The 23,565-nt window shown below is 33.1% G+C and carries 18 protein-coding genes and 1 pseudogene; 1 reads left to right on the forward strand and 18 read right to left on the reverse strand.

Annotation, left to right across the window (positions count from 1 at the left end):
• Window positions 1–10 precede the first annotated feature (10 nt).
• The 16 genes and pseudogenes from cas3 to EQM13_RS09925 form a co-directional block, all read right to left on the reverse strand.
• A complete protein-coding gene (cas3, locus tag EQM13_RS09850) occupies window positions 11–2,263 on the reverse strand; it encodes a CRISPR-associated helicase Cas3' (RefSeq protein ID WP_128752549.1) in 2,253 nt (750 codons plus the stop codon).
• 14 nt (window positions 2,264–2,277) lie between these two features.
• Entirely contained in the window at window positions 2,278–3,027 is a 750-nt protein-coding gene (gene cas5b / locus EQM13_RS09855) for a type I-B CRISPR-associated protein Cas5b (protein WP_240662918.1), read from the reverse strand.
• Complete coding sequence (cas7i, locus tag EQM13_RS09860; RefSeq protein ID WP_206172659.1) at window positions 3,014–3,898, reverse strand: type I-B CRISPR-associated protein Cas7/Cst2/DevR; 885 nt, start codon at window positions 3,896–3,898, stop codon at window positions 3,014–3,016. Before cas7i ends, cas5b begins: the two co-directional genes overlap by 14 nt.
• Entirely contained in the window at window positions 3,888–5,561 is a 1,674-nt protein-coding gene (gene cas8a1, locus EQM13_RS09865) for a type I-B CRISPR-associated protein Cas8b1/Cst1 (protein WP_071138461.1), read from the reverse strand. Before cas8a1 ends, cas7i begins: the two co-directional genes overlap by 11 nt.
• Window positions 5,562–5,572: 11 nt before the next feature.
• On the reverse strand, window positions 5,573–6,295 hold the full coding sequence (gene cas6 / locus EQM13_RS09870; RefSeq protein ID WP_071138460.1) for a CRISPR-associated endoribonuclease Cas6: 723 nt from the start codon (window positions 6,293–6,295) through the stop codon (window positions 5,573–5,575).
• Window positions 6,296–6,442: 147 nt separating this feature from the next.
• Window positions 6,443–7,475 (reverse strand): annotated as a pseudogene (locus EQM13_RS09875) (IS30 family transposase).
• A gap of 703 nt (window positions 7,476–8,178) precedes the next feature.
• Window positions 8,179–8,952, reverse strand: coding sequence for an SDR family NAD(P)-dependent oxidoreductase (locus tag EQM13_RS09880; RefSeq protein ID WP_128752551.1), 774 nt, complete (start codon window positions 8,950–8,952; stop codon window positions 8,179–8,181).
• 63 nt (window positions 8,953–9,015) lie between these two features.
• Window positions 9,016–10,131, reverse strand: coding sequence for an iron-containing alcohol dehydrogenase (locus tag EQM13_RS09885; RefSeq protein ID WP_128752552.1), 1,116 nt, complete (start codon window positions 10,129–10,131; stop codon window positions 9,016–9,018).
• Window positions 10,132–10,157: 26 nt separating this feature from the next.
• Window positions 10,158–11,216, reverse strand: coding sequence for a zinc-dependent alcohol dehydrogenase (locus EQM13_RS09890; RefSeq protein ID WP_128752553.1), 1,059 nt, complete (start codon window positions 11,214–11,216; stop codon window positions 10,158–10,160).
• Between the two features lie 23 nt (window positions 11,217–11,239).
• Entirely contained in the window at window positions 11,240–11,902 is a 663-nt protein-coding gene (locus EQM13_RS09895; protein ID WP_128752554.1) for a class II aldolase/adducin family protein, read from the reverse strand.
• 31 nt (window positions 11,903–11,933) lie between these two features.
• On the reverse strand, window positions 11,934–12,434 hold the full coding sequence (locus tag EQM13_RS09900) for a PTS system mannose/fructose/N-acetylgalactosamine-transporter subunit IIB (RefSeq protein WP_161567214.1): 501 nt from the start codon (window positions 12,432–12,434) through the stop codon (window positions 11,934–11,936).
• A gap of 44 nt (window positions 12,435–12,478) precedes the next feature.
• Entirely contained in the window at window positions 12,479–13,522 is a 1,044-nt protein-coding gene (locus tag EQM13_RS09905) for an NAD(P)-dependent oxidoreductase (protein ID WP_128752556.1), read from the reverse strand.
• Between the two features lie 126 nt (window positions 13,523–13,648).
• Window positions 13,649–15,259, reverse strand: coding sequence for a PTS system mannose/fructose/sorbose family transporter subunit IID (locus EQM13_RS09910; protein WP_071138452.1), 1,611 nt, complete (start codon window positions 15,257–15,259; stop codon window positions 13,649–13,651).
• A gap of 87 nt (window positions 15,260–15,346) precedes the next feature.
• Window positions 15,347–15,805 carry a PTS sugar transporter subunit IIA gene (locus tag EQM13_RS09915; RefSeq protein ID WP_128752557.1) on the reverse strand — a complete coding sequence of 153 codons (459 nt, stop codon included), beginning with the start codon at window positions 15,803–15,805 and terminating at the stop codon, window positions 15,347–15,349.
• A gap of 114 nt (window positions 15,806–15,919) precedes the next feature.
• Window positions 15,920–16,753, reverse strand: coding sequence for a class II fructose-bisphosphate aldolase (locus EQM13_RS09920; RefSeq protein ID WP_128752558.1), 834 nt, complete (start codon window positions 16,751–16,753; stop codon window positions 15,920–15,922).
• A 43-nt stretch (window positions 16,754–16,796) separates the two neighbouring features.
• The gene (locus tag EQM13_RS09925) at window positions 16,797–17,855 is read right to left on the reverse strand and encodes a zinc-dependent alcohol dehydrogenase (protein WP_128752559.1); all 1,059 of its coding nucleotides are present in this window, start codon (window positions 17,853–17,855) and stop codon (window positions 16,797–16,799) included.
• A gap of 416 nt (window positions 17,856–18,271) precedes the next feature.
• Between EQM13_RS09925 and EQM13_RS09930 the strand changes: the two genes are divergently transcribed.
• Window positions 18,272–21,112, forward strand: a complete 2,841-nt coding sequence (locus EQM13_RS09930) for a sigma-54-dependent transcriptional regulator (protein ID WP_161567215.1) — start codon at window positions 18,272–18,274, stop codon at window positions 21,110–21,112.
• Between the two features lie 35 nt (window positions 21,113–21,147).
• On the opposite strand, the gene EQM13_RS09935 is transcribed toward EQM13_RS09930, so the two are convergent.
• Window positions 21,148–22,287, reverse strand: coding sequence for a hypothetical protein (locus tag EQM13_RS09935; protein WP_128752561.1), 1,140 nt, complete (start codon window positions 22,285–22,287; stop codon window positions 21,148–21,150).
• Window positions 22,288–22,292: 5 nt separating this feature from the next.
• Window positions 22,293–23,558, reverse strand: coding sequence for an ABC transporter permease subunit (locus tag EQM13_RS09940; RefSeq protein WP_128752562.1), 1,266 nt, complete (start codon window positions 23,556–23,558; stop codon window positions 22,293–22,295).
• Window positions 23,559–23,565 lie beyond the last annotated feature (7 nt).

Here is a 23,565-nt window from a genome sequence, read left to right on the forward strand (position 1 = left end):
ATACACCCTCTTAAAACATATTGGTGGATCTAATATTTTTATTTTTGTCTTCATTTGAAAATAAAACACCAATTTCATTGTCATATTTGCATCTTACTATGGGTATACTTTCATATTTGTTTATTCTTAACTCTTTTTCTTTATAATCCTTCACTTCTTCACCCCTGATATTAACGGTGAAACCCATAAGTCTATCTTTTGAACTTATCTTCCTGAGTTTCAAGTCTTTTTTTTCTCTTTCATTCATACATTCATCAAATTTTTGGTTAACAATTGTAATACATTCATTGATTATATCTATATTTTCTTCATAAACTTTTAATGGAATAACCGTTTCACTGTCAATGTTTCTAAATTTTTTTTGTACTTCTGATTTCTCCTTTTCAAAATCCTCTATACTTTGTAAGTAATCTATATTTTTACAAAGTTCTTTATAATAATCAGTATCTTTTAATTTATCCATTGAATATACTTCATCTACCATATCCATTTTTTCCTGTTCAGTAAATATTCCCTTTTTATTTATGATATATTTTCTTGACAAATTGAATATGTCTTTATCTATAATCCTACCTACACCACTGCATTTTTTATCATCAGTACCTATAAAAACATGACAATTAAATTCATCATTATCAAGTTCACGATTTCTGTAACATCTTCCCATTCTTTGGAATAGTCCAGCCAAATCAGATAATTCCGTAATCAATAAATCAAAATCAATATCCAAAGAGGCTTCAACAATTTGAGTCGAAATCCATATGCCATAATTTTTAGATTCTTTTTTCCCAAGATCTGTTATCTCTTTCTCTTTATCTTTTCTATCACTTAATATAAATCTCGCATGTAAAAGGTTTATATTTTGAACTTTGTCTTTCTTAAGATTAATATATATTTCCTGTGCCTTTTTCACCGTATTACATATAACCAATACTTTATTTTTATTATACAGTTTTTTTATATACTCAGAATTAATATCTTCTTGTATAACTTTTATTCTATGTCTATTCATTGTGGTATCTATGAAAGGTCCTTCTTTTGGATATACAAATTCTATTTTTTCATCTTTTAAAATTTCAACTATAAATTTAGGAAGTGTAGCTGTTAAAATAGAAAATTTACCACCTATCTGAGTTATATATTTTATACCAACTATCAAATATGATAAAAGCAAAGGAGAATACATCTGTATTTCGTCTATAACAACTTTAGAATATGACAGAGTTGCCAACTTAGGCTCAAAGCCTTTATACCTGTAAACAAAATCAAAGGTTTGATCAATAGTACATATAGTCAAAGGCAAAGATAATTGCTTCGTTTTATTGAAATATTCTTGTATATCTATTTCTACTACTTCTTCTCTTTGGGTATTAAGATATACGCTCATTATATCAGAATGCAGAAGACCTACCTTATTGCTAAAATTATCGGTCACAATATTTTCTATAATCCTTTTATATATAGAGTTTATTGCTGTTTTAATCGGCAGTGTAAAAAAACCTTTATTGTTTCCAATCCACAATAAACCTGCTTCCGTCTTACCCATTCCCGTTTGCGCTGCTACAATAGTATTTCTATTCCTATTTTCAATCATAAATTTTTGTAATTTATTCCATTCAGAGTTTGGATTTTCTCTTTTCCAATTATTTAATAGGTTTTCCATCCCTTCTAATAAGAAATTATTTTCATTTTCCACAGGTAGATGGGCACTGGCGGCATAATCAATTCTATTTAGCAATCCTTTAAGCATAATATACTTAAAAAATTTTTCTTCTCCATTCCTTCTATATATCCTATCTTTTAAAATAAAGAACTCTTCTTCTATAGTATTATTCAATATCACTTCTTTAAATTTATCATACTTAAAATCATCAATCTCATTTTGCATCAACTCAATTTCATCATCAACATCTTTAAGACTAAAATCAAGTTTTCTGTCGTGATGATAGCCTACTGTATGAAATAATACTGATATATCTTCTTCACTATATCCATTGTTCTCGAGCTCTTCATAATTTATAAAAGCCAGACTCAATATGCCATGAGGTATTTCTGAATCATCTCTTTTCCCATGCTTTAACCTATTTTGAAATTTTCTGTTGATCTTGCCCAAATCATGATATACACATGCCATATACAGCATATCCCAATCTACATTTAGATTAGGATATGCTGACTTTAGTAAATTATAGTTTTTCAGCAATTGATCAGTATGTTCCTGTATAGTTTCTTTGGGATTAGTCTTTGCCAAAAATTCTTTCATAGATATTCCTCCCATCAGATAGCAAATAATACGTTCCCGTCTTCGTCCATTGTAAGAATTTCATCTCCTAAAGCAGATATATTCCCTCCATATATAACATCTATTTTATTCCATCTTCTAATAATTTTAGGTTTGTTGAGAGTACCTAAATTAACTAATTCATAATTCTTATTTATTTTGTATCTTGTACCTGATATACTCACACCTTCTTCTCTATTTTTAAATTTTATTTTTTCTAATTCTTCTATTGGTATATACGCACTGTAATCTTCATTCATACGAACTGTTTTTTTTATTTTATCTTCTATTATATCTACAACTTTAACCTCGTTGATTATAGCTATATCTTCTCTTCTACCTAGAGAAGGATATTCTATAGGAAACAAAAAAGCTTTTTCTATTTTTTCAACAAGACTTTGATCTACCGGTATAATATGTATTATGAGTTCTACATCAACCAATAGTTCAACAGTAGAAATGCCTCTACTTATGCCATATTCTCCGGCCTTTAACTGATGCCTGCCATTTTCATACTTTATGCCGTTACTAAATTCATATCTCGTATAGAGATCATTAACTTTAGAATTATACTTCCCTACCACACTTATTCTCATATCATTATACTCTTTAAAGCCACATAGCTCATGAACCATACCTATTATTGTAGAATAAGGCGGCAAAGGATAAGTTTCTTTTAACTGAAAACTGTTAGGTTTTTTATAATTCACCATATCCTGCTGTAATTTAATTCTAATTCCCTTCATAGTAATCATCTACCTTTGCTTTAAGTTTATTAAAAAACTCAGGCATTGATAAAGATTTAAGTTTTGATTTTATTTCATTGTCATTGTCAAACTTTCCCTCTACTAATCCACAATAAGTATCTTTTGCTATATTATCATATAGGACTCCTTGTATTTGGTTCACTAAAATTCTGTTGTCTTTAATATCGACTACATTTTGAAAAACAGGATTTTTAATATCATATACTCCTCCTATAGCAAATAAAGGTTTTAAATCTTCTCTTCTACCCCTTATATCTCTATACAAAAAAGCCACGGTATCCAGAAGTTTTTTAACCCTCCTTGTCTTTTCACTATTCGGTAATTCTATACTATATTCTTCATCAATTCCTATCTGATCCAAATCAGCAACAATCGTATAACGGTAATAAGACCTGTGTATTTCTGCCTGAGCAATATTCATATCATCTTTAAGTCTATCTGCCAATCCTTTGTTGGTTAAAAAATCCAAATCGCCTTTAAAAGTTTCAAGAGAAATCGCATTTGATATTCTGATCTTCGCTGAACGTTTTTTTCCTCCGGTACCTTTTTCAGTCTTTAAGTATCCAAAAAAATCTATTTCTGGATATTCATCAATAGTTGCACTTTCATCAAATTGAATTACCTTTTTCTCTCCACTACCTTCGGCTTTAACAGGTGCATATTTTTCCCCCAATTGTTCTCCAATGTTATATCTCAGTGCTTGTCTAGAAATATAAGTATACTGGTTACCTTTTCCTCTTGACATTTTCTTCAGTGAAGCAACATTTCCAACCCCTTCACCATAATTTGCACTCTCCGCCTCAATAATCATAGAAATAGCTAAACCCTTCGGTTTTAAATTATTTATCATCTTTTCCTACCTCCATATTTTTTATATTATCTTGACCTTCTATTAATCCGCTGGTAAAAGCATAACCTACTGTTTTAAAAGCATCCTCATCTTTTAAAACTTCCAATAATATTGGAGGAACCGATTTTTTAACATATAAATAACAATTAAGTACTGTATCCATAAACATGTCTACATCATTTACCTTCAAGGCATTTAAAAGTCTATATGATATACCGCTTAGTTTATCTGTATTTTTCCCATAACCTAAACGCAAATTTTTTCCTTCATCTCTGCCTTTATCTACAATATAGTTTTTTACTTTTTCCATGTATCCTAACCTCCTCATAAAATTATAGTTAATCTTCATTACGCTATTTATTTGTTTCCCATAAAAATAACAATTGTTATAATCCGTCAATTTGTACAGAAGCATCTTATGCATTAATAAGTACAAATTCTGGCTGTTAAATAAACTGTCCAATACTATATCATAAATATTAAAATATGTGTTGATTTCCTTATATCCGCTTGATATTAAATTATTCAGTTCAGTTTTGCACTTATAAATTAATTCCAATATATTTTTTGTCAAAATGTTAAATCTATATTTTTCGTTCACATACCTGACTACTTGCACATCTGCCAATTCATATTTAGTGCTTTCTGTAAATTGTTCCTTTATAGACTCAACCAATGCCCTGTATGTTAATGATCTGTTAGTATCCGTTGTCTCCAAAACTTCCGTTTTAATTTTACTATTAATACCAATTGCATTTGACATAGAAAAGTTGTCATTTACATATATTCCGCTATCAATAGCATAAGAAAAACCCGCCGGTACACAAGAATATATTAATTTGCACAAAGGGCATACAGATATATCATTGTTGAAATTCCAAACATGAGATGCCTTTCGCTTCACATCAAACCCAATAGCATTTAAAAAGCCAAGGTCATTTGTCATATCCTTTATTTTTTCATCGCATGTAAAGCAATCATATTTGTACTTTGACTTGTCTTCATTAAAATAATCCATTGCGGGCTTTACAAAATATTCTTTATAATCCTTGTACATATCCTTTTCTTTTGTCTGAGGATTTAAAAAACATATACCATTCCATGCCTTGTTAATAATGGAATATATTACATTCTTTGCTGCCACATATTTTTTGACATCTCTTCTATTTAAATAATTAATAATTTCCTTCAAAACATCAAAAGTATTTCTCACATCCGGAATAATATCCTTTAAGTCTTGGTTTTTTTTTACCTTCAATGGTGTAAGCTGCTTTTCCAAAGATAACATTTCTTCCTTCGTTCCCAGAAATTCAAAAGCAGCCAAATAGCTGTTACTCTTTATGAATTTTTTGGCAACATCAGAGATGTATTTATTTAAGGTTTTAAGTGCTTTGTCATCAAATCCTTCAAATTGTTTCTCCTCATAATATTTAATTGTATTTTCAAAAGAAATGATTTTATACCAAGTCAGATTTTTCTCATAAGTAGAGATAAAATAATTAAAATACTTTTCCTCAAAATTTTCTAATACTTCAATTTCAAATTCCAAATAATCTTTGCCAACTACAACTGAATCTTCAGATTTTTTTAATATATTATAAAAACCAACTAATCCACTGTTAAACAACCAGTCATCCAGGTAAAATCTAATTTTCCCACTCAATCTATCACCTCCTATAATAAATCTAACATTCCAAACCCGGAACTTTTAAGCCCTCCCACTCCACTTTTATACATATAATCTAATATGTATGGTTTGGCATATATATTTATTTTGCATAAATTGCCTAAAACTTCAATTCCATAATTTTTAACTTTTACATTCTTATTGCTTAAAACTTCAACTTTTGTCTCTTCAACATCAAGAATACGATCTTGTCCAAATTCTTCTAACAGTTGAATCCTCAAATTGTTCAAAAATAATATTCTTCCATTCTCATCATTCAAAGAAAAATACCAGGTTTTTTTATTATCTCCATTGTGTTCTCTAACTACAACGGGAGATAAAGAAGTAAACGACGCCTGATTATCATATATTTTCTTTTCTCTCATTATATTTATTTTATTGAGTTTTAAAACGTTTTCCTTGATCTTATAAGTTCTCTTAACATTCTGCAAAAAAGCATTATAAAAATGTATAGAATCCTCTAAATTTGACGTCGAAAACTTAAAAATTATTTTTTTACTTGGTATTATAATTTTGTCCCTTGTAAATTCAGCATCTTTCATATATAATGCAAAACAATATGATTTTCTTGCAGTTCCACTTTCAAACAATTTTTTGTAATAATTTTTATTATAACTTTCTAAGTTACTTTTAATAATAGAGATAAATATTCTGTTTTTATCTTTGTCAATGCTGCCTTTTTCTAACAAAAATTCTACAATAATTCTCATATTAATTCACCTCCTTTTATCCATTGTAATTTTATCTTAATATCTTAAATATACAATATAAATTTGTATATGTCAACAATTTTTTAAATTTAGATTTTACAATATAAATTGCAAGTTTAATTGCCCAGTAAAATTTTGCCAGTTATATTAAATTACCATTTGATTCGCACTTTTATATCCAAACATACGTCTAGGATAGTTATTGATCCAATTTTCTATCCTTTTTATCTCTGATTCTTTTAGTTTATCTATATTTGTTCCTTTAGGAACAAATCGCCTGATCAGTTTGTTGGCCACTTCGTTTGATCCTCGTTCCCATGCGCTGTATGGGTGTGCATAGTAACATGTCGTTCGTCTTTTCCCATCCTTAAGGCATGTTCTTTCTATTCCATCTTTATTTAGAAATTCTCCTCCGTTATCCATCGTTATGCTTTTAAAAATATTACTGAATTCATCTTTATATTCTCTCTCTATTCTATCTATTACTTTCTTCACTTCTTCCTGAGTTTTATTATTCATTTTAAATATCTTTTCCTGACGGGTTTTTCTTTCTGTTAATACCAACAAACATGCTTTACCACTGCCTACAACGCTATCCATCTCCCAGTTCCCGTATTCGTCCCTTTTTTTTACTTCTTCCGGACGTTGTTCTATACTTCTTCCTTTCAGATTATTAAGGGCTGCTTTTCTCACTCGCTTATATTCTCGCTTTTTACCATTTTTCTTTACCGGTAAATCCTTATTACTAATATTTTAGAAACAATCCTTTGTCTATATAATTATATAGCGTCTTTGTACAAATGTAACTTTCAAATACAAAACCTTTTTCTTTTATTTCTCCTATTACAGCGTCCGGAGAATATTTCTCATCTTTAATCTTTTTCTCTATGTGGCTAACTAATTTGTGATCTTTTCCTATTTTAAGACATCTTCCTTTATTAGCTGCACATTCCTCGTGAACACGCTGTCCTACATCTGCACAATACCTAATCTCTTTTGTCAGGCTACTATTACTTTCTCTTTTTATTTCCCATTCTATACTTCTGCTGTCACGATCCATCTGAATCCCTATTAAAAGTGGGGTTAACCCCGCTTTTAATAGGGATTCAATTTGATATCTTTCTTTTTCCAAAATCTGTTTCCATCTTCTTTTATTTGTGGTACTATTATTTTGATCCATAGTGGTTTCCTCCAGTCATTGTGTTGTGTTCTCAACTTCATTATAACTGGTTTCTAACCTCTATGGGTCTTTTTTTTATTTATTTGGGCAATTCATTATACAACTTATCATTTAGATTTTACAAATCAAACATTTAACTGCTCAAAAATTTAGTTTACTTAGATAGTAAAAATATTCTGTGCACATATGGTTTTACAACTGAAACAACTTATCATATTTTTAACATTTACCTTTTTAAATAATTATGCTATATTAATAAATATAGTAAATATATTAATAGAACTAATAATAGAATGTAAATTTGTATTTTTATCTGAATTTAGTTAATAGAACTATATTAGAATTTCTGGTAAATACTTTCTTAATATATTCTGAATTTTTATTTTTGCATAAAGTTTTCACTGAAAATTATGATTTTTTACATTTATTTGAATATCTATAACCTCTAAAATCTATATTCTTAAATTTGCATAAATAACAACATATTATAAATATTCTACATCATCCCATATATTCCTTCTTATTTCTCATAAATATGCCAATATTTTTCAAAATCCAAAATAAAATATTGGCATAAAAAATTCTCCTTTCTGACTTAAATCTTATTGTGATTTTCGCCAAAAAAGAGAATTTCTTCTTACAAAAATATGCTTTTTTACACTGCTTCATCATTCCCATTAACCATAATATATCCATTATAATCTTAAAAACCCAATAGCAATCCTCCCGTTACATCAACCACAGAACCGACCGCAAGGGCACACTGTTCGCTTGCCAAAAAAGCTACCATATTTCCAATTTCCCAGGGCTCGCCCACACGTTTAATGGGTGAACGGTTAATACGCTGTTTAAATCCTTCCGGGTTATTTTCCATTTCTTTAACCAATCTTGAATTCATAACATGCCCCGGCATTACTCCGTTTACACGAATTCCATACTCCGTTAATTCCACGGCCAATGCGTGAGTCAAGCCCCACTCGCCTGCCTTATTGCTTACATAAGCAAGACGGCCTTTTGTAGTTGACATCATAGCGGCTTTTGAAACAACATTAACAATCCATCCTTTCTGCTTTTTGAGAACAACTCGGCGGGCAAATTCCCTTGACATCAAAAATTGTCCTGTCAAATTATCTTTTAAGCATTTGTTCCATTCCTCCAAACTGATATCCGTAACCTTATTCGTATATACCTTGCCAGCGTTATTTATAAGTATGTCCACCCTATCAAAGTATTCTTCCGCGGCATCAAAGATACTCTTAACATCTGCTTCGTTTCCTACATCACCTTGCGCACATATAGCCTTACAGCCATATTTGTCCATCAGTTCTTTAGAAAAGGCTTCACTGCTTACGGAATCACTATGATAGTTTATAACAAGATTTGCACCTTCTTTAGCGAATACCTCACTAATCCCTGATCCTATGCCTTTAGACCCTCCGGTAACTATTACCGTTTTTCCTCTATGACCTAAATCCATATTTTTCTCTCCCATCTTTATAAATAATCCCTTATCGTCATAGGAAATATTATATATTCATGCCTAATATAGATTTCTATTAATTTCTTCTAATTCTTCTTTAGCCAACGGTATATAACTTGTAGCTAAAACAGACTGCAATTCATTGTATACTTCTTCCGCGAACTCCTTTATTTCATTCTCACGCATTCCAAAATCCCTCAGTTTTTTTACCGGCCAGATTTTATTCAGTAAATTGCTTAATTCATCAATAACATTATCAGTATTACAATTTAAAATTTCAGTCAAACATTTACACAAATTTTTTATCTTCCCCTCAGGATTCTTGGAATAATATTTTCTTAAAACTTCACAGAAAAATTGATAATTACTTTCTCCATGTGCCACATGATATCTTCCGCTCAGCGGAAATGCAAGGGCGTGTACCGCACCGCAACCTGCATTGCCAAAAGAAATTCCCGCATAATTGCTTGCCAACAAAACATCTTTTTCAATATCTTTTCTCTTTTCCTGCCCTTCATTGGCTATTACAAGAAAACTTTTTACTATTGTTCTAATGGCAGCCATTGCAAAAATATCCGTATAAGGAGTAGCATTGGGTGATAAAAATGATTCTACACCATGGATTAAAGCATCAATAGAACTGTAAGCAAAAAATCTATAGGGCAAAGTTGATATCAGCTGAGGTATGAGTACCGCGGCATCAGCAAAATAAGCGTCATAAGCCATTCTAACCTTTGTTTTTCTCTGTACTGATGTGATTATCGCCGACCTTGTAACTTCGCTTCCTGTACCGCATGTAGTCGGTATCAATATTAATTCCTTTTCCCGAATAATTTTGGACGGGTCATCAAAAATTTCTTCTGCGGATTCAAAAGATTTAAGGGATAATAATTTTGATATATCTATAACGGTTCCCCCGCCTACAGCTATAACACGTTTATAACTCATTCCCTTTGTCTTTTTTAATATCGCATCTACCATCACATCCGATGGCTCACCGTTTCCGAACTCTTCTTGGAATATTATCTTACAAGAGAGGTTGAGGCCTTTCATAAAAGGTTCATAAATAAATCTTTGTGTAACAAGTAAATCTTCTTTATCTATAGGAAAATTCTCTGTAAATTCTTTAAACGTATCAAACTCATATATATCAGGTACTATTCTAAACTTACTCATTTTTCTCTCCTCCGTTTTCTGCTTCCTTATATATCGAATTTTATCATTGCTTTAAGAACGTCCTTTTTTATTGTAGCATCAAAAGCTTCCTGCCATTTTTCAATAGGAAAGCATTTACTGACCAATTTCTCAAATTTATCAGGATACCTGGAAAGAACATTCAGTGCCCCCGTCCAGCTGGACGGCCTTGAACTGCGGCCTGCAGTAATATATAACTGATTTTTATAAATATATGACATATCGACCGTATACATATTTGACTCCAGACTTGGCACTCCGCCTATAACAATACGCCCCATTTTTCTGACAAGGTGCAAGGCCGTATCAAAAGCCTGATTTGAACCTATAGCATCTACCGAAATATCGGCTAAATCTCCGTTACATAATTCTCTTACTCTTTCATCTAAATTGTCTATATCATTAGTAAGAACGGAACAGCCGAATTCTTTAGCAGCTTCTAATCTATGACTGCTATGCCTTGTCCCTATCATAATCACCTTAGCACCGGCGGCTAAAGCTACCAAAGAGCAACACAAACCTATTATCCCAGGACCTATGATTACAATATTTTCGCCACTATGAATATGTCCCCTATCATAAACAATATGGTAGGCACAAGCTAATGGTTCGGCAAGGGCACCAACCTTTAATGACACATTTTCAGGGAGTAATCTGATATTTCTTTCAGGCACGATTACATATTCTGCAAAGCTACCGTTTATAGCAGAGCCGAGCCCTTTTCTGCTAGGGCACATATTCCAATCTCCGGAATGACAATAACGGCAGGCACCACAGTTATCAACGGTTGTCTCATAAACAACTTTATCCCCTACCTTCGTACGAGTTACACTTTTTCCCACTTCCACAACAATTCCACTGGCTTCATGACCCAAGATTACTGGCGGCTTAAGCTTAGCAGAATCTCCAACCGCATCAACTTTCATTAATTTAATGTCCGAACCGCCGCATACTCCGGCATAAGCAACCTTTACTTTAACCCAATTATCTTTATCAACAACCGGTTCGGGGATCTCTACCACATTCATATCATAAGCTTTTTCCGTTAGCCTCATCAATGCTTTCATAATTGTCCTATTCTTCCTTTCTTTTATATTACTTTTCTATTTTTTAAAGATATTTCTTTTACTTTCTGAACATAATTATCCGGTAATGGTTTAATGCTCTTCCCCGTTGCCAATAGTATTAAATACTGTTCACTCGTCCTTTCAATGTTATCATTAACTATCATTGCTTTTTCCATTGTAATTCCTACCCCAATGACACCATGGTTTTCCATAATAATGCCTGCTCTTGTTCCTATTGATTTTCTTATGTTTTCAGCAAGCTTTAAAGAACCGGCAGGTGCAAAAGGAGCTATAGGTATCTCACCGCCCAAATAACTTACGCTCTCTAAATCAATAATTGGCAATTCGCTAACACCTTCTATGGAACCAATTAATGTACCATACTTTGAATGAGAATGTATGATTGCATTAACTTCCGGTCTTTCTAAAAAAATATATCTATGCATAGTAACTTCCACAGAAGGTTTGTATTTTCCATCAACAATATTTCCTTCCATGTCTATTACACAAAGATCAGCAGCAGCAAGAGTTGCATATGCCCTTGAGGAAGGAGTTATTACAAACATATTTTCTCCTTCTACTCTTGCACTGATATTTCCTGCAGTTCCTAAGGAATAACCCCTTTCGGCCATCATTTTTACTCCCCACATTATCTCTTCTTTCGCTTTTTGTATTCCATTACACATTATACTTACACTCCTTTTTATAAATACATTCTTATATGCTCTTAAAATATTTATCCTTTATGCTTTTCCATGTTTTAATCTTTGTATCAGTAGTTATTTGAAATATTATCTCCATTCCTTTCTTCTCCATTTCGTTTAGCATTTTTGCATCGCTTTCATTTAGCGCTATAGTGCCTTCCACAGCTATTCTTCCTGGACCGCCTGCGATTCCGCCTACTTGCAACTTACTGTAATCAAATCCTTTAATATATGATTTATAAGCCGTAGGAACTCCGCTAAATAAAACTAAAATCGGACCGGTTTTTCCAAACTTGTCATCTTTCCATAAAGAAACTGCTTGATCAACAGTAATTGTTTCAACTTTGACTCCAGGGGGGGCAGCCATAGTATATATCTGAGTCATCAATGGGTCCTTAGCAATATTATCATCAATAATAATGATTTTTTTTGCTTCCGTAACTTTAACCCACATTGTAACCACTTGCCCATGAATCAGCCTACTATCAATACGTACTAAACTTACTTCAGCCATCTGTTCCATTCCTCCTTAAGAATACTTTCCACTTTTATATATATTTACTTTTTCCATACAAGCTGCGGTTCCTGATTATTTGCATATCTGATAATTTCGTCGCATATCATACGGGACTGCCATAAATAAACGCCGTATGTCCAGCCGGCAATATGAGGTGTTATTATCACGTTATCTCTGTGTAAAAGAGGATGATTTTTAGGGCAAGGCTCAATCCACATGACATCCATAGCCGCCCCAGCTATTTGATTATTATCCAAGGCTTTGATCAATGCTTTCTGTTCTATAACACTGGCTCTTGATGTATTGATTAAAAATGACGTCGGTTTCATCTTTTCAAACCAGGTAGAATCTATTAAACCTATAGTGGAGTCATTTGCCGGAAGGTGAATAGTTATTATATCGGAATTTATCAATAATTCTTCTAAATTACAAGGTTTTACACCTGCCTCCTCTATGATCTTTTTCGGACAAAACGGATCATAGACATTAACATCCATATTAAAAGTTTTTGCAATTTTTCCAACTTTAGAACCTATGGCTCCGAAACCGACTATTCCCAAAGTTTTCCCATATAGTTCCTGACCTGACGGTATTATATCCCTTACAAAAATTTTATCATTTTTCCACAAGACATCTTTTTTTCCCTCAGTCCTGTATATATCCTCTACTTTGTCTCCCAAAAGCGTACCATCATTTATTTTGCTACAGCTCATTCCGATATTTCTTACAAGGGCAAGCATCAATCCCACTGTAAATTCAGCTACGGACTGCGCATTTCTTCCCGGGCAATAAACCAACGGAATATTCAATTCCCGGGCTGCCTGACAATCAACATTTACCGGAGTGCCACGACCGCAGCCTAAAAGTTTTAATCCGGCACTTTTCCACTTTTCTAAACATCTGCGGGTAACCAAGTCTGAACCGATATATATGATTTCACATCCCATGCATTGTTCTATCAACTCTTCCTCTCCTATAAATCCTTCATTCAATAAACTTCCGACTTTTTTAATGTCACAGACTTCAGCTACTCTGTCATAATAAGGCTGTTCCAATTTAGTACCTAATGCTAATTTTATTTTCATTATTCCACCTCTTTTTGATGCTCCGTTAATTTTTTTAATAATCTCACCGTTATTACATGTATCAGATGGATTGTCTCTAAAATTTAGAAACAATCTATCTGAACATACGAACTAAAACCTATCGGATTATACAAGAATACCAAGAAAACCTAATATAAAAGTACCAACTAATAGTGCAAGCATTGCATTTAACATCTTTCCACCTTTTTTAAGATATTTATACAACAATAGGATTACAACAAGTACAGGTATACCGGGTAATATTGCATCCAATAATCCCGTCTGAAGGTTCAAAGGTGTCCCACCTGTAGGTATCATAATACCAAGTGTTACCTTAACCATTGATGCTGACATTCCACCCATTGCAAATAAGCCTAAAACGCCAAAAAACGATATAATCTTTTGTATCTGTCCTGACTGAAGCAAATTACTTGCTGCCCTTGTCCCAAGCCTATATCCCAAATGAACCAAGTTATAACCTTCAAATTGAGTAATCGCAAGAAGAATAAGTATCGGAACTACGGCAGCCCACCAATATCCTTTTAAGCCATAGGCAACAAATAACGATAAAATAAGCGGTCTTAAGTTAACAAGATTAATAGTATCGCCAATGCCGGCAAAGGGTCCCATTAAAGCATTCTTTACATTAATTACTGTTTCTTCAGGAACGTCTTCTCCTCTAGCCTTCTGTTCCTCCATAGAAATAACTATACCTTCTATAAGAGTGCCGCCTATAGATGCCTCTGTATTGTAAAACAGCAAATGTCTTTGGATAGCTTTACGTAATTCATCCGGCTTATCTTTATATACTTTTCTAAGTATAGGGAGTATGGACCATGCAAAGCAAAGCCCCTTCATCCTTTCAAAGCCGTCTGACATGAAAGCGGTAATCCACCAACGATGATAACAGGTAGTAATATCCTTCTTAGTCACCACTTTATATTCTTCAGATCTTTCGTCGTTCCTCTTTTTAAGAAGGTCAAAAATCCCTTCCTCATTATTATTGTCCTTTGTTCCATAGCGATAATCAAGATATGCGATAAATATAGCAACTATGGCTACTACCATTGTTCCTACCTGAGTATATTGAACAAAGAAAAAACCTACAAAGAAAAACGGCATTAAATCGCTGCGGCCTATCATTTTCATAACCATAGCAAATCCAATTGCAGGCATTGCTTTACTTACCACACCCAATCCTGCCGTCACCGTAGCCGGTAGTACTGAAGCCGCATTAGAAAGCCAGCTTCCGCCGAAATAAAGAATTAAACTCATGGGTATCCACATGGTAATGATCTTCTGAACAGCCGGGAATACTATATGAGCTAAAGTTATCCCTTTAAAATTAAGCTTTTCGGCACATTTATCCGCAAAGCTGTACCAGAATGAATATAAACTTTTATTAAGAGTCCAAAGTTGTGCGAATAACAATGAAACAGGCACAGCTAATGCTATTGCCACATCGGGATTCATTCCATAGGCAATAACACATGTCGCAGGTACAATACCTGCTGCTGCCTGATCTGCAGGTGCCACGCTCCCCGCATTTATAAAAGCTAAATATGCAGGCATTATAGTAGCTCCGATTATCATTGCCGTTGGAACATCTCCAAGGATTAATCCGACTAAAAGAACATTACATAACGGAAATCTAAAAAAAGATTCGGTAATGGTTCCAAGATAAATCGAACTAAGCCAATAACAGCCGCCCAATAAAATCGATTGTAATACTGTCATATCCTTTCCTCCTATTCTTTTCATTTAATTAAATATTAGTTATAACGATCTTTACGATTAACAAAATATTCCTACCACTTGACTCCGTTACGCTTTTTCGTTTTCTTTATTAAATTCTTCTATGAATTCCGTCACATTCTTTATCCCCTCCCTTCCGGCATTTTCTATTTGTTTAAGCAGTTTTTTTCCTGACATAGACTTTCGTGCAAATACCGCCTCGATTACCATAGGCAAATTAACGCCGCTTAATGATAAAACTTCTACGTCATATTGTTTAATTGATAAAATTAATTGGTTAAAGGGAGTTCCTCCCGTAATATCCAAAAGGACAAGCGAACCTTTGGGAAACTTTTTCAAAGTCTCAATAAATTTATTTCTGAAATTTTCAGCTGTATCTCCGGCTTCCAATGAAAAAGCTGCCAAATTTTCGGATTCTCCTGCAATTAACTTTGTGGATTCAATTAATGCCAATGCTAACGGCCCATGGCTCATAACGATTATGCCGGGTAAATCAGCCTTTATTTCGTCAGGGCAATTACTTTTCACTATTTGTCACTCCCTTCCACTTTCGGTATCATCTTTAATATAAGGCCTTAAAGGATTTATTTTTATAAAAATTTAATAATACCTCCGCATAATTTTCCACGACTAGTCGTAAATCTATCCCCTATTATTACATCCGAAAAGGACCATATAATGTTTAATCTTTTCTTTATATCCCTCAACTCCACAATCAATCATTTCAATAAGACTCGGAAACTCTGTTCTTTCAAGATATTCTTTAGCCCCTAAGGCTCCTGCGGTTTTTAAGTCCGTACCTATATTTACTTTCGTTATGCCGGTCTCGACGGCTTTTTTCAGATTTTCATCCCCTGAAGATGAGCCACCGTGAAGAACCAGAGGCACCTTGCATATTGCTTTAAGTTCTGCTAACCTTTCAAAATCAAGATGAGGTGTTCCTACATATCTTCCGTGGGCTGTTCCTACTGCAACTGCAAGGCAGTCGACACCTGTTTTGTTTATATATTCTACGGCTTCAGAAACTTTCGTGAGACCATTATCTCTATCATTATCGTAAGTTATACCTTGTCCGACATGTCCCAATTCAGATTCTACCGAGACACCGATTGCATGAGCCATTTTAACAATTTCCCTGACCTGTTTTATATTATCTTCAAAGGCCAAGCTTGATCTATCTACCATTACAGAGGTAAAACCATACCTAATTGCTTTAACCGCAACCTCATAACTTTTACCGTGATCGAGGTTTAATGCTACGGTAACTTCCGGATATCTCTTGCTAAAAAACTTTGCTGCTTCTGCAATAAGCTCAAGATCTAAAGCATCGTAAACATCCATTATTAACGGAGATTTAAGCTCTATTGCAGCTTTAAAACCCGCCCCCACAGTCTCCAAATTATATACATTAGGTGCTACAACCCCATATTCTTCTGCAGCAGCTTTATTCAATATTTTATCCATTGAAACAAACATACAATTTTCCTCCTTATTTACTTATGAATTAGTTTTATCTAAATTAATCTAAAGTTATTGACACTCTATAAGTCCCCGGGGTAGATGCAAGCTCAAAGGCATGCTGGCAGTCATCCATAGGTATCTTCTGGGATATTATCTTGCCTACTTTAACAACTCCCGAACCTAAAAATTCGGCTGCAAGTTGATAATCCGACGGATCAGAGTTATATGTTCCTATTAGTTCCATTTCTTTATAGTGAATTTGATTTGCATTTACATTAAGTTCCGGTACCGGATGCCCTGATGCGAAGAAGAGAATTCTTCCTCTGGGAGCAAGTACCTTTAAAGCCTGGTCATTTACCGTTGTATTGGCAACAGCAAGTATTACAACATTCACTCCTATACCCTTTGTGAACCTCTTAATTACCGAGTTTAAATCTTCTTTCATTGGGTTTACAGTCTTAAGACCGATAGACTGAGCAAGCCGACAGCGTTCTTCGCTGATCTCGCTTACAATAACATCTCCGCCAAAAACTTTTGCAACCTGTGCATTTACCAACCCTAAATTACCGGCTCCTATTACCAATACCTTATCTCCCGGGGCAATTCTTATACGTTTAGCTCCATGTATACAGGTAGATATCGGTTCAACAAAACCCGCTTCTTCATAAGAAATACTTGAGTCTACCGGATACAACCTTCCTGATTCATATGCCGCATATTGGCTGAATCCAAAGGAACCGCTTACTCCACCAAATTCCACTTCCTTAGGCTTATTTACACACCTATCCGGATGACCTGACCTGCAAAAATGGCATTCTCCGCAACCTCTGGAGCCCTGTCCGCCGAATACAACGTGGGTCCCTATTTTCAATGCCGGATTCGTAACCCCTTCTCCTAATTCAACAATTTCTCCAGCCATTTCATGTCCAGGTGCCCAGGGAAATTTTCTTCCCATGGATTTCCTAAGTCCTTTCCAAGTTTGCCAATCTGTCGTACATATATTACACTGATGTATTCTTACAAGTACCTGTCCTGGCCCCGGTTTAGGAATATCCATTTTTCTGATAGTTACCTTGCCTATATCCTCCATTACCATTACTTTCATTTTGCCTTCCATTTTAAAACTCCTCCTAATAATATTAATGTTTACTATCTACCGCTGATTTATATATTCAGCAAAATTTTCAGTCTTAGACAGTGCTATTATTAATAACATTCACCTCTCTTCAATAAAAATTATTAATACGACTATCTTTATATAAAGCAATATTTATGCCAAAACGTGTCGTATAACCCTGTCAAATTTCATTACATATTGTCTCTTTTGCCCTTTTACCATAAATAACTATTGTCTTGCTTTATGATGTATGGTATAATTTATTTAAATAAAAATCATAAGTTTTGCCTATTTATCAACAATAATAATCACAGCTAATCTATAAATACTATCCATAATGAAAAAAGAATAACTTTAATGTAAAGAAGTGTGGAAAACCTTATCTGTTATATTTTGGTGAAAAGGGTGATTTTATGATGAGAAGGGTAGAAAAAATAGAAGAATATGTTAAGGATGAGTGTAGCCGAAGATTTAATTCCGGTATTTCTTCCGGAATAACGGCTTCTGAAGCTGCAGAAGCTCTGGGAATTAACAGAAATGATGCATCTACAGACTTAAACAAACTTTTTTCAGCAGGTAAGCTAATCAAAAAAGGGAAAAAACCTGTAGAATTTTTCCCTTCGGAAAATAAGGCAGATATATGTGATACCGGACTCAAAGTTCATGAGTCCAAAATCAATAATGCCTTAGATTATATAATAGACAACAGCCCAAGCCTCCGTTCAGCTTTTCAATTGGCCAAAGCTGCTGCATCTTATCCTCCCCACGGTTTGAACACACTTATCACTGGAGAAACGGGAGTCGGTAAAAATTTTTTAGCAGAGGCTATGTGGCAATATATTTCGGATAAAAAAACTTTCCAAAATAAATCCGACAACATTCCTTTTATAACCTTCTGCTGTGCCGAGTATGCAGATAACCCTCAGCTACTTCTCTCACAGCTCTTCGGATACGCAAAGGGTGCTTTCACCGGTGCCCTTAGTGATAAGGAAGGCTTGGTTGAGAAAGCCGACCATGGAATACTTTTCTTGGATGAAGTGCATAGGCTTCCTTCAGCCGGTCAAGAGCTGTTATTTACATTAATCGATAAGGGTACCTTTCGCAGAATAGGAGATACTGTCGATCGTCATGTGGATGTGATGATAATTTGTGCTACTACGGAAGATATCTCCACATCTCTTCTGAAAACATTTATTCGACGTATTCCGGTTCATATATATGTGCCAAAATTATCGGAGCGTTCACCTAAAGAAAGATTACAACTGGTAAATTCTTTTATTGTTCAGGAAGCAAAAAGAATAAATCTTCCTATCTGGGTTTCTGGTAACGTTTTAAAGTTACTGGTTAACTATACTGGCAAAGGAAATATTGGGGAGCTTAGAAATATTATTAATCTTTCCTGTGCAAAAAGTTATCTTAGTTTTTTATCTAATAATGACAATAATATAACTGGTACAGAAAGTTCGAACCAGAGACTCCGTCATCTACAACTAAATATATACGACCTTCCTCAGAAAGTTTACCAGCAAATAAATTCTGCACATTATATGGAAAATCGCTTTGATTCAAAGATATTTAGTGAAGGGTTTATGTTTTATCCCGACAATTTCAATAAATCCCTCTCTCTTTCTGATGAAGACAAATACTCAATTAATTTATATTATTTTATTGAAAAAAAGATTCAAGCTTACAGAAATTTACATCTTAATAATAATGAAGTGGAGCTGCGCGTCGCTCAGGACTTGGATTCATATCATAATAATATTATTCAGAGGATGATGGTTTCTGAAGATTATGGCTCAAAGTTAATAGATTCGATTATTTCTCCCATTTACAGCGAAGTAGCTGATGAAATTCTTGAAATTGCTTCTAAACGTCTTGAAAGGATATATTCTAAAAGTCTGTCTATAGCATTTACTTTGCATATACAACAATTTTTAGAAAGAATAAAAACCGGTGAAATAATTTATAATCCCAACTTAGAAAATATACGCAAAGTACATGAAAGAGAATTTAAATTCTTAAAGGAAATTGAAAATCCAATTTCCCAAAAATTAGGAGTGTCAATTCCTGATGACGAATTAGGATTCTGGGCTATGTTTTTAAGTCATCATGATTCTTCTTTGGACTCTTCCATGGAGATCGGGTTAATTGTTGTCAGCCATGGAACTTCCACTGCCAGCAGTATTGCAAACTTTGTTAATGAGGTAATGTCCATAAACTATGTTTATGCTGTCGATGCTCCACTGCAAAAGTCCTTTTCCGACGTTTTTAATGATCTTTGCAAACTTGTTTTAAAAGTAAATAAAGGAAAAGGTGTTTTGCTTCTAGTAGATATGGGATCTTTTGTGAATATGGAGGATGACTTGATTAATGCTACGGGAATTCCTTGTAAGATTATACCCTTGGTAAGCCCGATTTTAGTATTAGAAGCGGCAAAAATTGTACTGTCCACGGAGGACTCCTTATATACTGTCTACAAAAGAATTTATCGTTCATACTATGAATATTTTGTTAATCAGTTCAAACAATCCGTTAATAAGGCCGGAAGTCTGCCGTCAACTAACAGTAAAAAATCGGCTGATATGAAGAACGTCATTCTTACTGTTTGTACGACAGGATATGGAAGTGCTTCTGTATTAAAACAATTACTTGCAGAAAAATTGCCTCAAAATATTAGTATTGAAATAATTGCACTAGCAATCGATCAGGATATAAATACATATGTGCAAAATCTTCATGGAAGAGTAAAACTAATAGTCGGCGGAATAAATCCTCAGATTCCCGGGGTTCCTTTTATCGGTGCAGAATCTGTATTTACGCAAGAAGGATTAAATAAAATAAAGTCATTCTTAAATATGAATTGTTTCACAACAACAACAGAAATATCAGATACCGTTATGACAAATGATGAGGCTTTCAACCTAATTAAGCAGAGATGTTCTTATTTTACTCCATCTATTGATTCAACAGTAGCAATGAATGCCTGCATGGCTTTTTGCGATGGTGTAAAGAAAAAAATAGTTTCAAAACCATATACAAGTAATTATTTTGTTAACATATCCTTACATTTTCTATGTATGCTTGAACGTATACACACTAACCAAGCAGATCCAATGCCTGAGTGGGGAAATTCAATAATCAATTTAAATCATTCCCTATATATAGAAATTAAGAAGTTATTAAACCAGATATGCGAACCGTTGGGTTATCATGTACCTAAAAGCGAAATATGTTATTATCTCAGGTTATTGTAAGCACTGTCAACCGTTTTTACACCCATACCTTATTTCTAATATAAAATATCCGTTTTTCTCTCTTTTCTCCACCTCACTATCATGGATACAGTGCTGGTAAGCATCAAAGCAATATAAGATAATTCTAAAAAATATTTTGGATAAAAGATGCTTGTCATATAATGTATCAAATAATTTAATAATATTACAAAAACAAATAACGCTATAGGCAATTGAATCCCGATTAAAGTTATATAGTTGTTTCCTATACTGGAAACCAACATGGATATCAGTGTAAAGGTAAAGGATAATATATAAATTCCTATTACCGTAAGATATATATACTGAATAAATGTTAAATCGTACCAGGAAATAATGGAATTATATATTGAATTTATATTTGAATTAAAGAACATGGATGTATTATTTGTAGAGTATATACTAAAAAAGCATATAAACTGTAAAGTTACAATTATAGCAGATGCCAACAGCCCCGCAATTATCTTCTTTTTAAATATTTTTCTTCCTGTTTTAGATGTATATTGAAGATAGCTTATTCTATCTTTATTATCTCTTAAATATATCGGTGTTATCATAAACATTACACTTAGCAATATAGTTGCCGCTACGGGTTTTATTAAATTATCATAATTAAAAAATACCACATCAGTAAATACAGAAGTCTCTAAATTTTTTTCCAATATCTCCTTAATTCTTGTCTCTTGTTTTTCATTTGATGCCTTACTCATCATATAATCTTCTCTATTTTCATAGACTTGTATATACTCTTCCCTCCAAGGCAGTTCCCAAAATACATCTACTTTCCTTTTAAAGATTACATCATTATTTAATTTTTTAAGTTCTTTATTATTTGTATCCATATTGACAAAATCGTCATAATTCATTATTCCTGCTCTTTTAAAATCTTTCCTCGATTGGATATACCCATCTGCTTCCCTTTCGGCTTCTTCATATTTTACTTTGAAATCCTTAAATTCCTCTTCATCCATAAACTCTCCATAATCGTCTTCCATCTCTATAAACATATTATAAATATCCGTAGCTGGTCTTCCGTTTGGAAATACGCTTATTTCAAATTCGATAAATAAAAAATACATGATGATGTTTATCAATATCAGCAGTATAACAGACTTTATATTAAATATCTTCTTCAATTCGTTTAAAATAATATCCATTTATTTCACCTCGCTATATCTTGTTTTTTAAATCTATTAATTGATAAAGTCCCAAGAATCAGCAACAATACTGACCATATACCCACTGTAGCTAATTCATAATATTTAAAAGTTGTAAAAGCACCGCTTTCCATAAACCATATAAAAGGATTCATGATTAAAAAGAAAGGAGTAAACCCACCTATAAATATAGCATTACTGTTTCTTGGAGCCATTCCCGGAACAATTAAAAACAACCCGAATATTATGGCAAATATAACGAATACAATATAATTATTCTTTATTGCCCTTGCTATTATAAAAGTGATTCCGATAAAAAGTAACATACACGCAAAAATCACCCCTATACCGGCAAATAAATATTGTACAAAGGACATGTTCCACCAAGACATATATACGAAGTCGTAATCAGCGTTAAAACAACTGCTTATAGGAACATTCCAAAGTCTCGAGTAGTCAAAAGTCATAAAATACAAACCTAAACCGGTAATCAAGATAATTCCCGTTGCTAATATACTGGAAACTATAGCCGCAGATATCTTGTCCAGAATAAAATTTCTTCCCCTTCTTGTAGTATATGTTATGGCTTCTGTATTATTTTCAAATTCATAGTTTATCAAATAAGATGTGATAAGCACCGTTAATATGATTATCTCAAATATAATGCTTTTAAATAAACTTTTAAACAATAGAGAATGCATTCTATAAATCTGACCTATATAGAACAAATTTTTATGCTCTTTATTATTGACTAACTGATGAAATCTTTTATTAAAATCCCTATACTCATTTCTTACGGTATTTGCGGCTTCTCCCTTGAGTCCGTATTTACTTATTTCATTCTCGGCTTTTTCCATAATATCAATGTTTGAATAGACATCATCAATTTCTCCGATTTTATAATAATAGGCTTCTACTATTCCCAGTTCTCTGATAAATTCTATTTCTTCTTTATCGTATATATCCTCAATGCCATAGTTATGATCATCATAAAATTCCGATACACTATTGTAATTTTTCGATTCCCTTTCGTTTACAAGTATATTTAATCTCTTTAATCCTTTGTCATAATACGATTTAAATCCGGATATCATTTTGTCATCTATTTTATAGCCGAATTTATTCACAATCTTATTTAAAACTTCTAAATCCTCTTTAATATATGAACTTTTAAATATTATGGTAGAATTAAAAATTATAAAAAGGATTAAAAGCCCTATTATAATCGGAGAAGTTATAACTTTTTTAAATTCATTTATCCTTATATTCATGTGATAT

Source organism: Acidilutibacter cellobiosedens (assembly GCF_004103715.1).
Classification (GTDB): Bacteria; Bacillota; Clostridia; order Tissierellales; family Acidilutibacteraceae; genus Acidilutibacter; species Acidilutibacter cellobiosedens.

Excerpts from the sequence above, each read along its gene's own strand:
- cas3 (WP_128752549.1), bottom strand. The coding sequence starts at position 2,263 with ATGAAAGAATTTTTGGCAAAGACTAATCCCAAAGAAACTATACAGGAA.
- cas5b (WP_240662918.1), bottom strand. The coding sequence starts at position 3,027 with ATGAAGGGAATTAGAATTAAATTACAGCAGGATATGGTGAATTATAAA.
- cas7i (WP_206172659.1), bottom strand. The coding sequence starts at position 3,898 with ATGATAAATAATTTAAAACCGAAGGGTTTAGCTATTTCTATGATTATT.
- cas6 (WP_071138460.1), bottom strand. The coding sequence starts at position 6,295 with ATGAGAATTATTGTAGAATTTTTGTTAGAAAAAGGCAGCATTGACAAA.
- EQM13_RS09880 (WP_128752551.1), bottom strand. The coding sequence starts at position 8,952 with ATGGATTTAGGTCATAGAGGAAAAACGGTAATAGTTACCGGAGGGTCT.
- EQM13_RS09885 (WP_128752552.1), bottom strand. The coding sequence starts at position 10,131 with ATGAGTAAGTTTAGAATAGTACCTGATATATATGAGTTTGATACGTTT.
- EQM13_RS09890 (WP_128752553.1), bottom strand. The coding sequence starts at position 11,216 with ATGAAAGCATTGATGAGGCTAACGGAAAAAGCTTATGATATGAATGTG.
- EQM13_RS09895 (WP_128752554.1), bottom strand. The coding sequence starts at position 11,902 with ATGTGTAATGGAATACAAAAAGCGAAAGAAGAGATAATGTGGGGAGTA.
- EQM13_RS09900 (WP_161567214.1), bottom strand. The coding sequence starts at position 12,434 with ATGGCTGAAGTAAGTTTAGTACGTATTGATAGTAGGCTGATTCATGGG.
- EQM13_RS09905 (WP_128752556.1), bottom strand. The coding sequence starts at position 13,522 with ATGAAAATAAAATTAGCATTAGGTACTAAATTGGAACAGCCTTATTAT.
- EQM13_RS09910 (WP_071138452.1), bottom strand. The coding sequence starts at position 15,259 with ATGACAGTATTACAATCGATTTTATTGGGCGGCTGTTATTGGCTTAGT.
- EQM13_RS09920 (WP_128752558.1), bottom strand. The coding sequence starts at position 16,753 with ATGTTTGTTTCAATGGATAAAATATTGAATAAAGCTGCTGCAGAAGAA.
- EQM13_RS09925 (WP_128752559.1), bottom strand. The coding sequence starts at position 17,855 with ATGGAAGGCAAAATGAAAGTAATGGTAATGGAGGATATAGGCAAGGTA.
- EQM13_RS09930 (WP_161567215.1), top strand. The coding sequence starts at position 18,272 with ATGAGAAGGGTAGAAAAAATAGAAGAATATGTTAAGGATGAGTGTAGC.
- EQM13_RS09935 (WP_128752561.1), bottom strand. The coding sequence starts at position 22,287 with ATGGATATTATTTTAAACGAATTGAAGAAGATATTTAATATAAAGTCT.
- EQM13_RS09940 (WP_128752562.1), bottom strand. The coding sequence starts at position 23,558 with ATGAATATAAGGATAAATGAATTTAAAAAAGTTATAACTTCTCCGATT.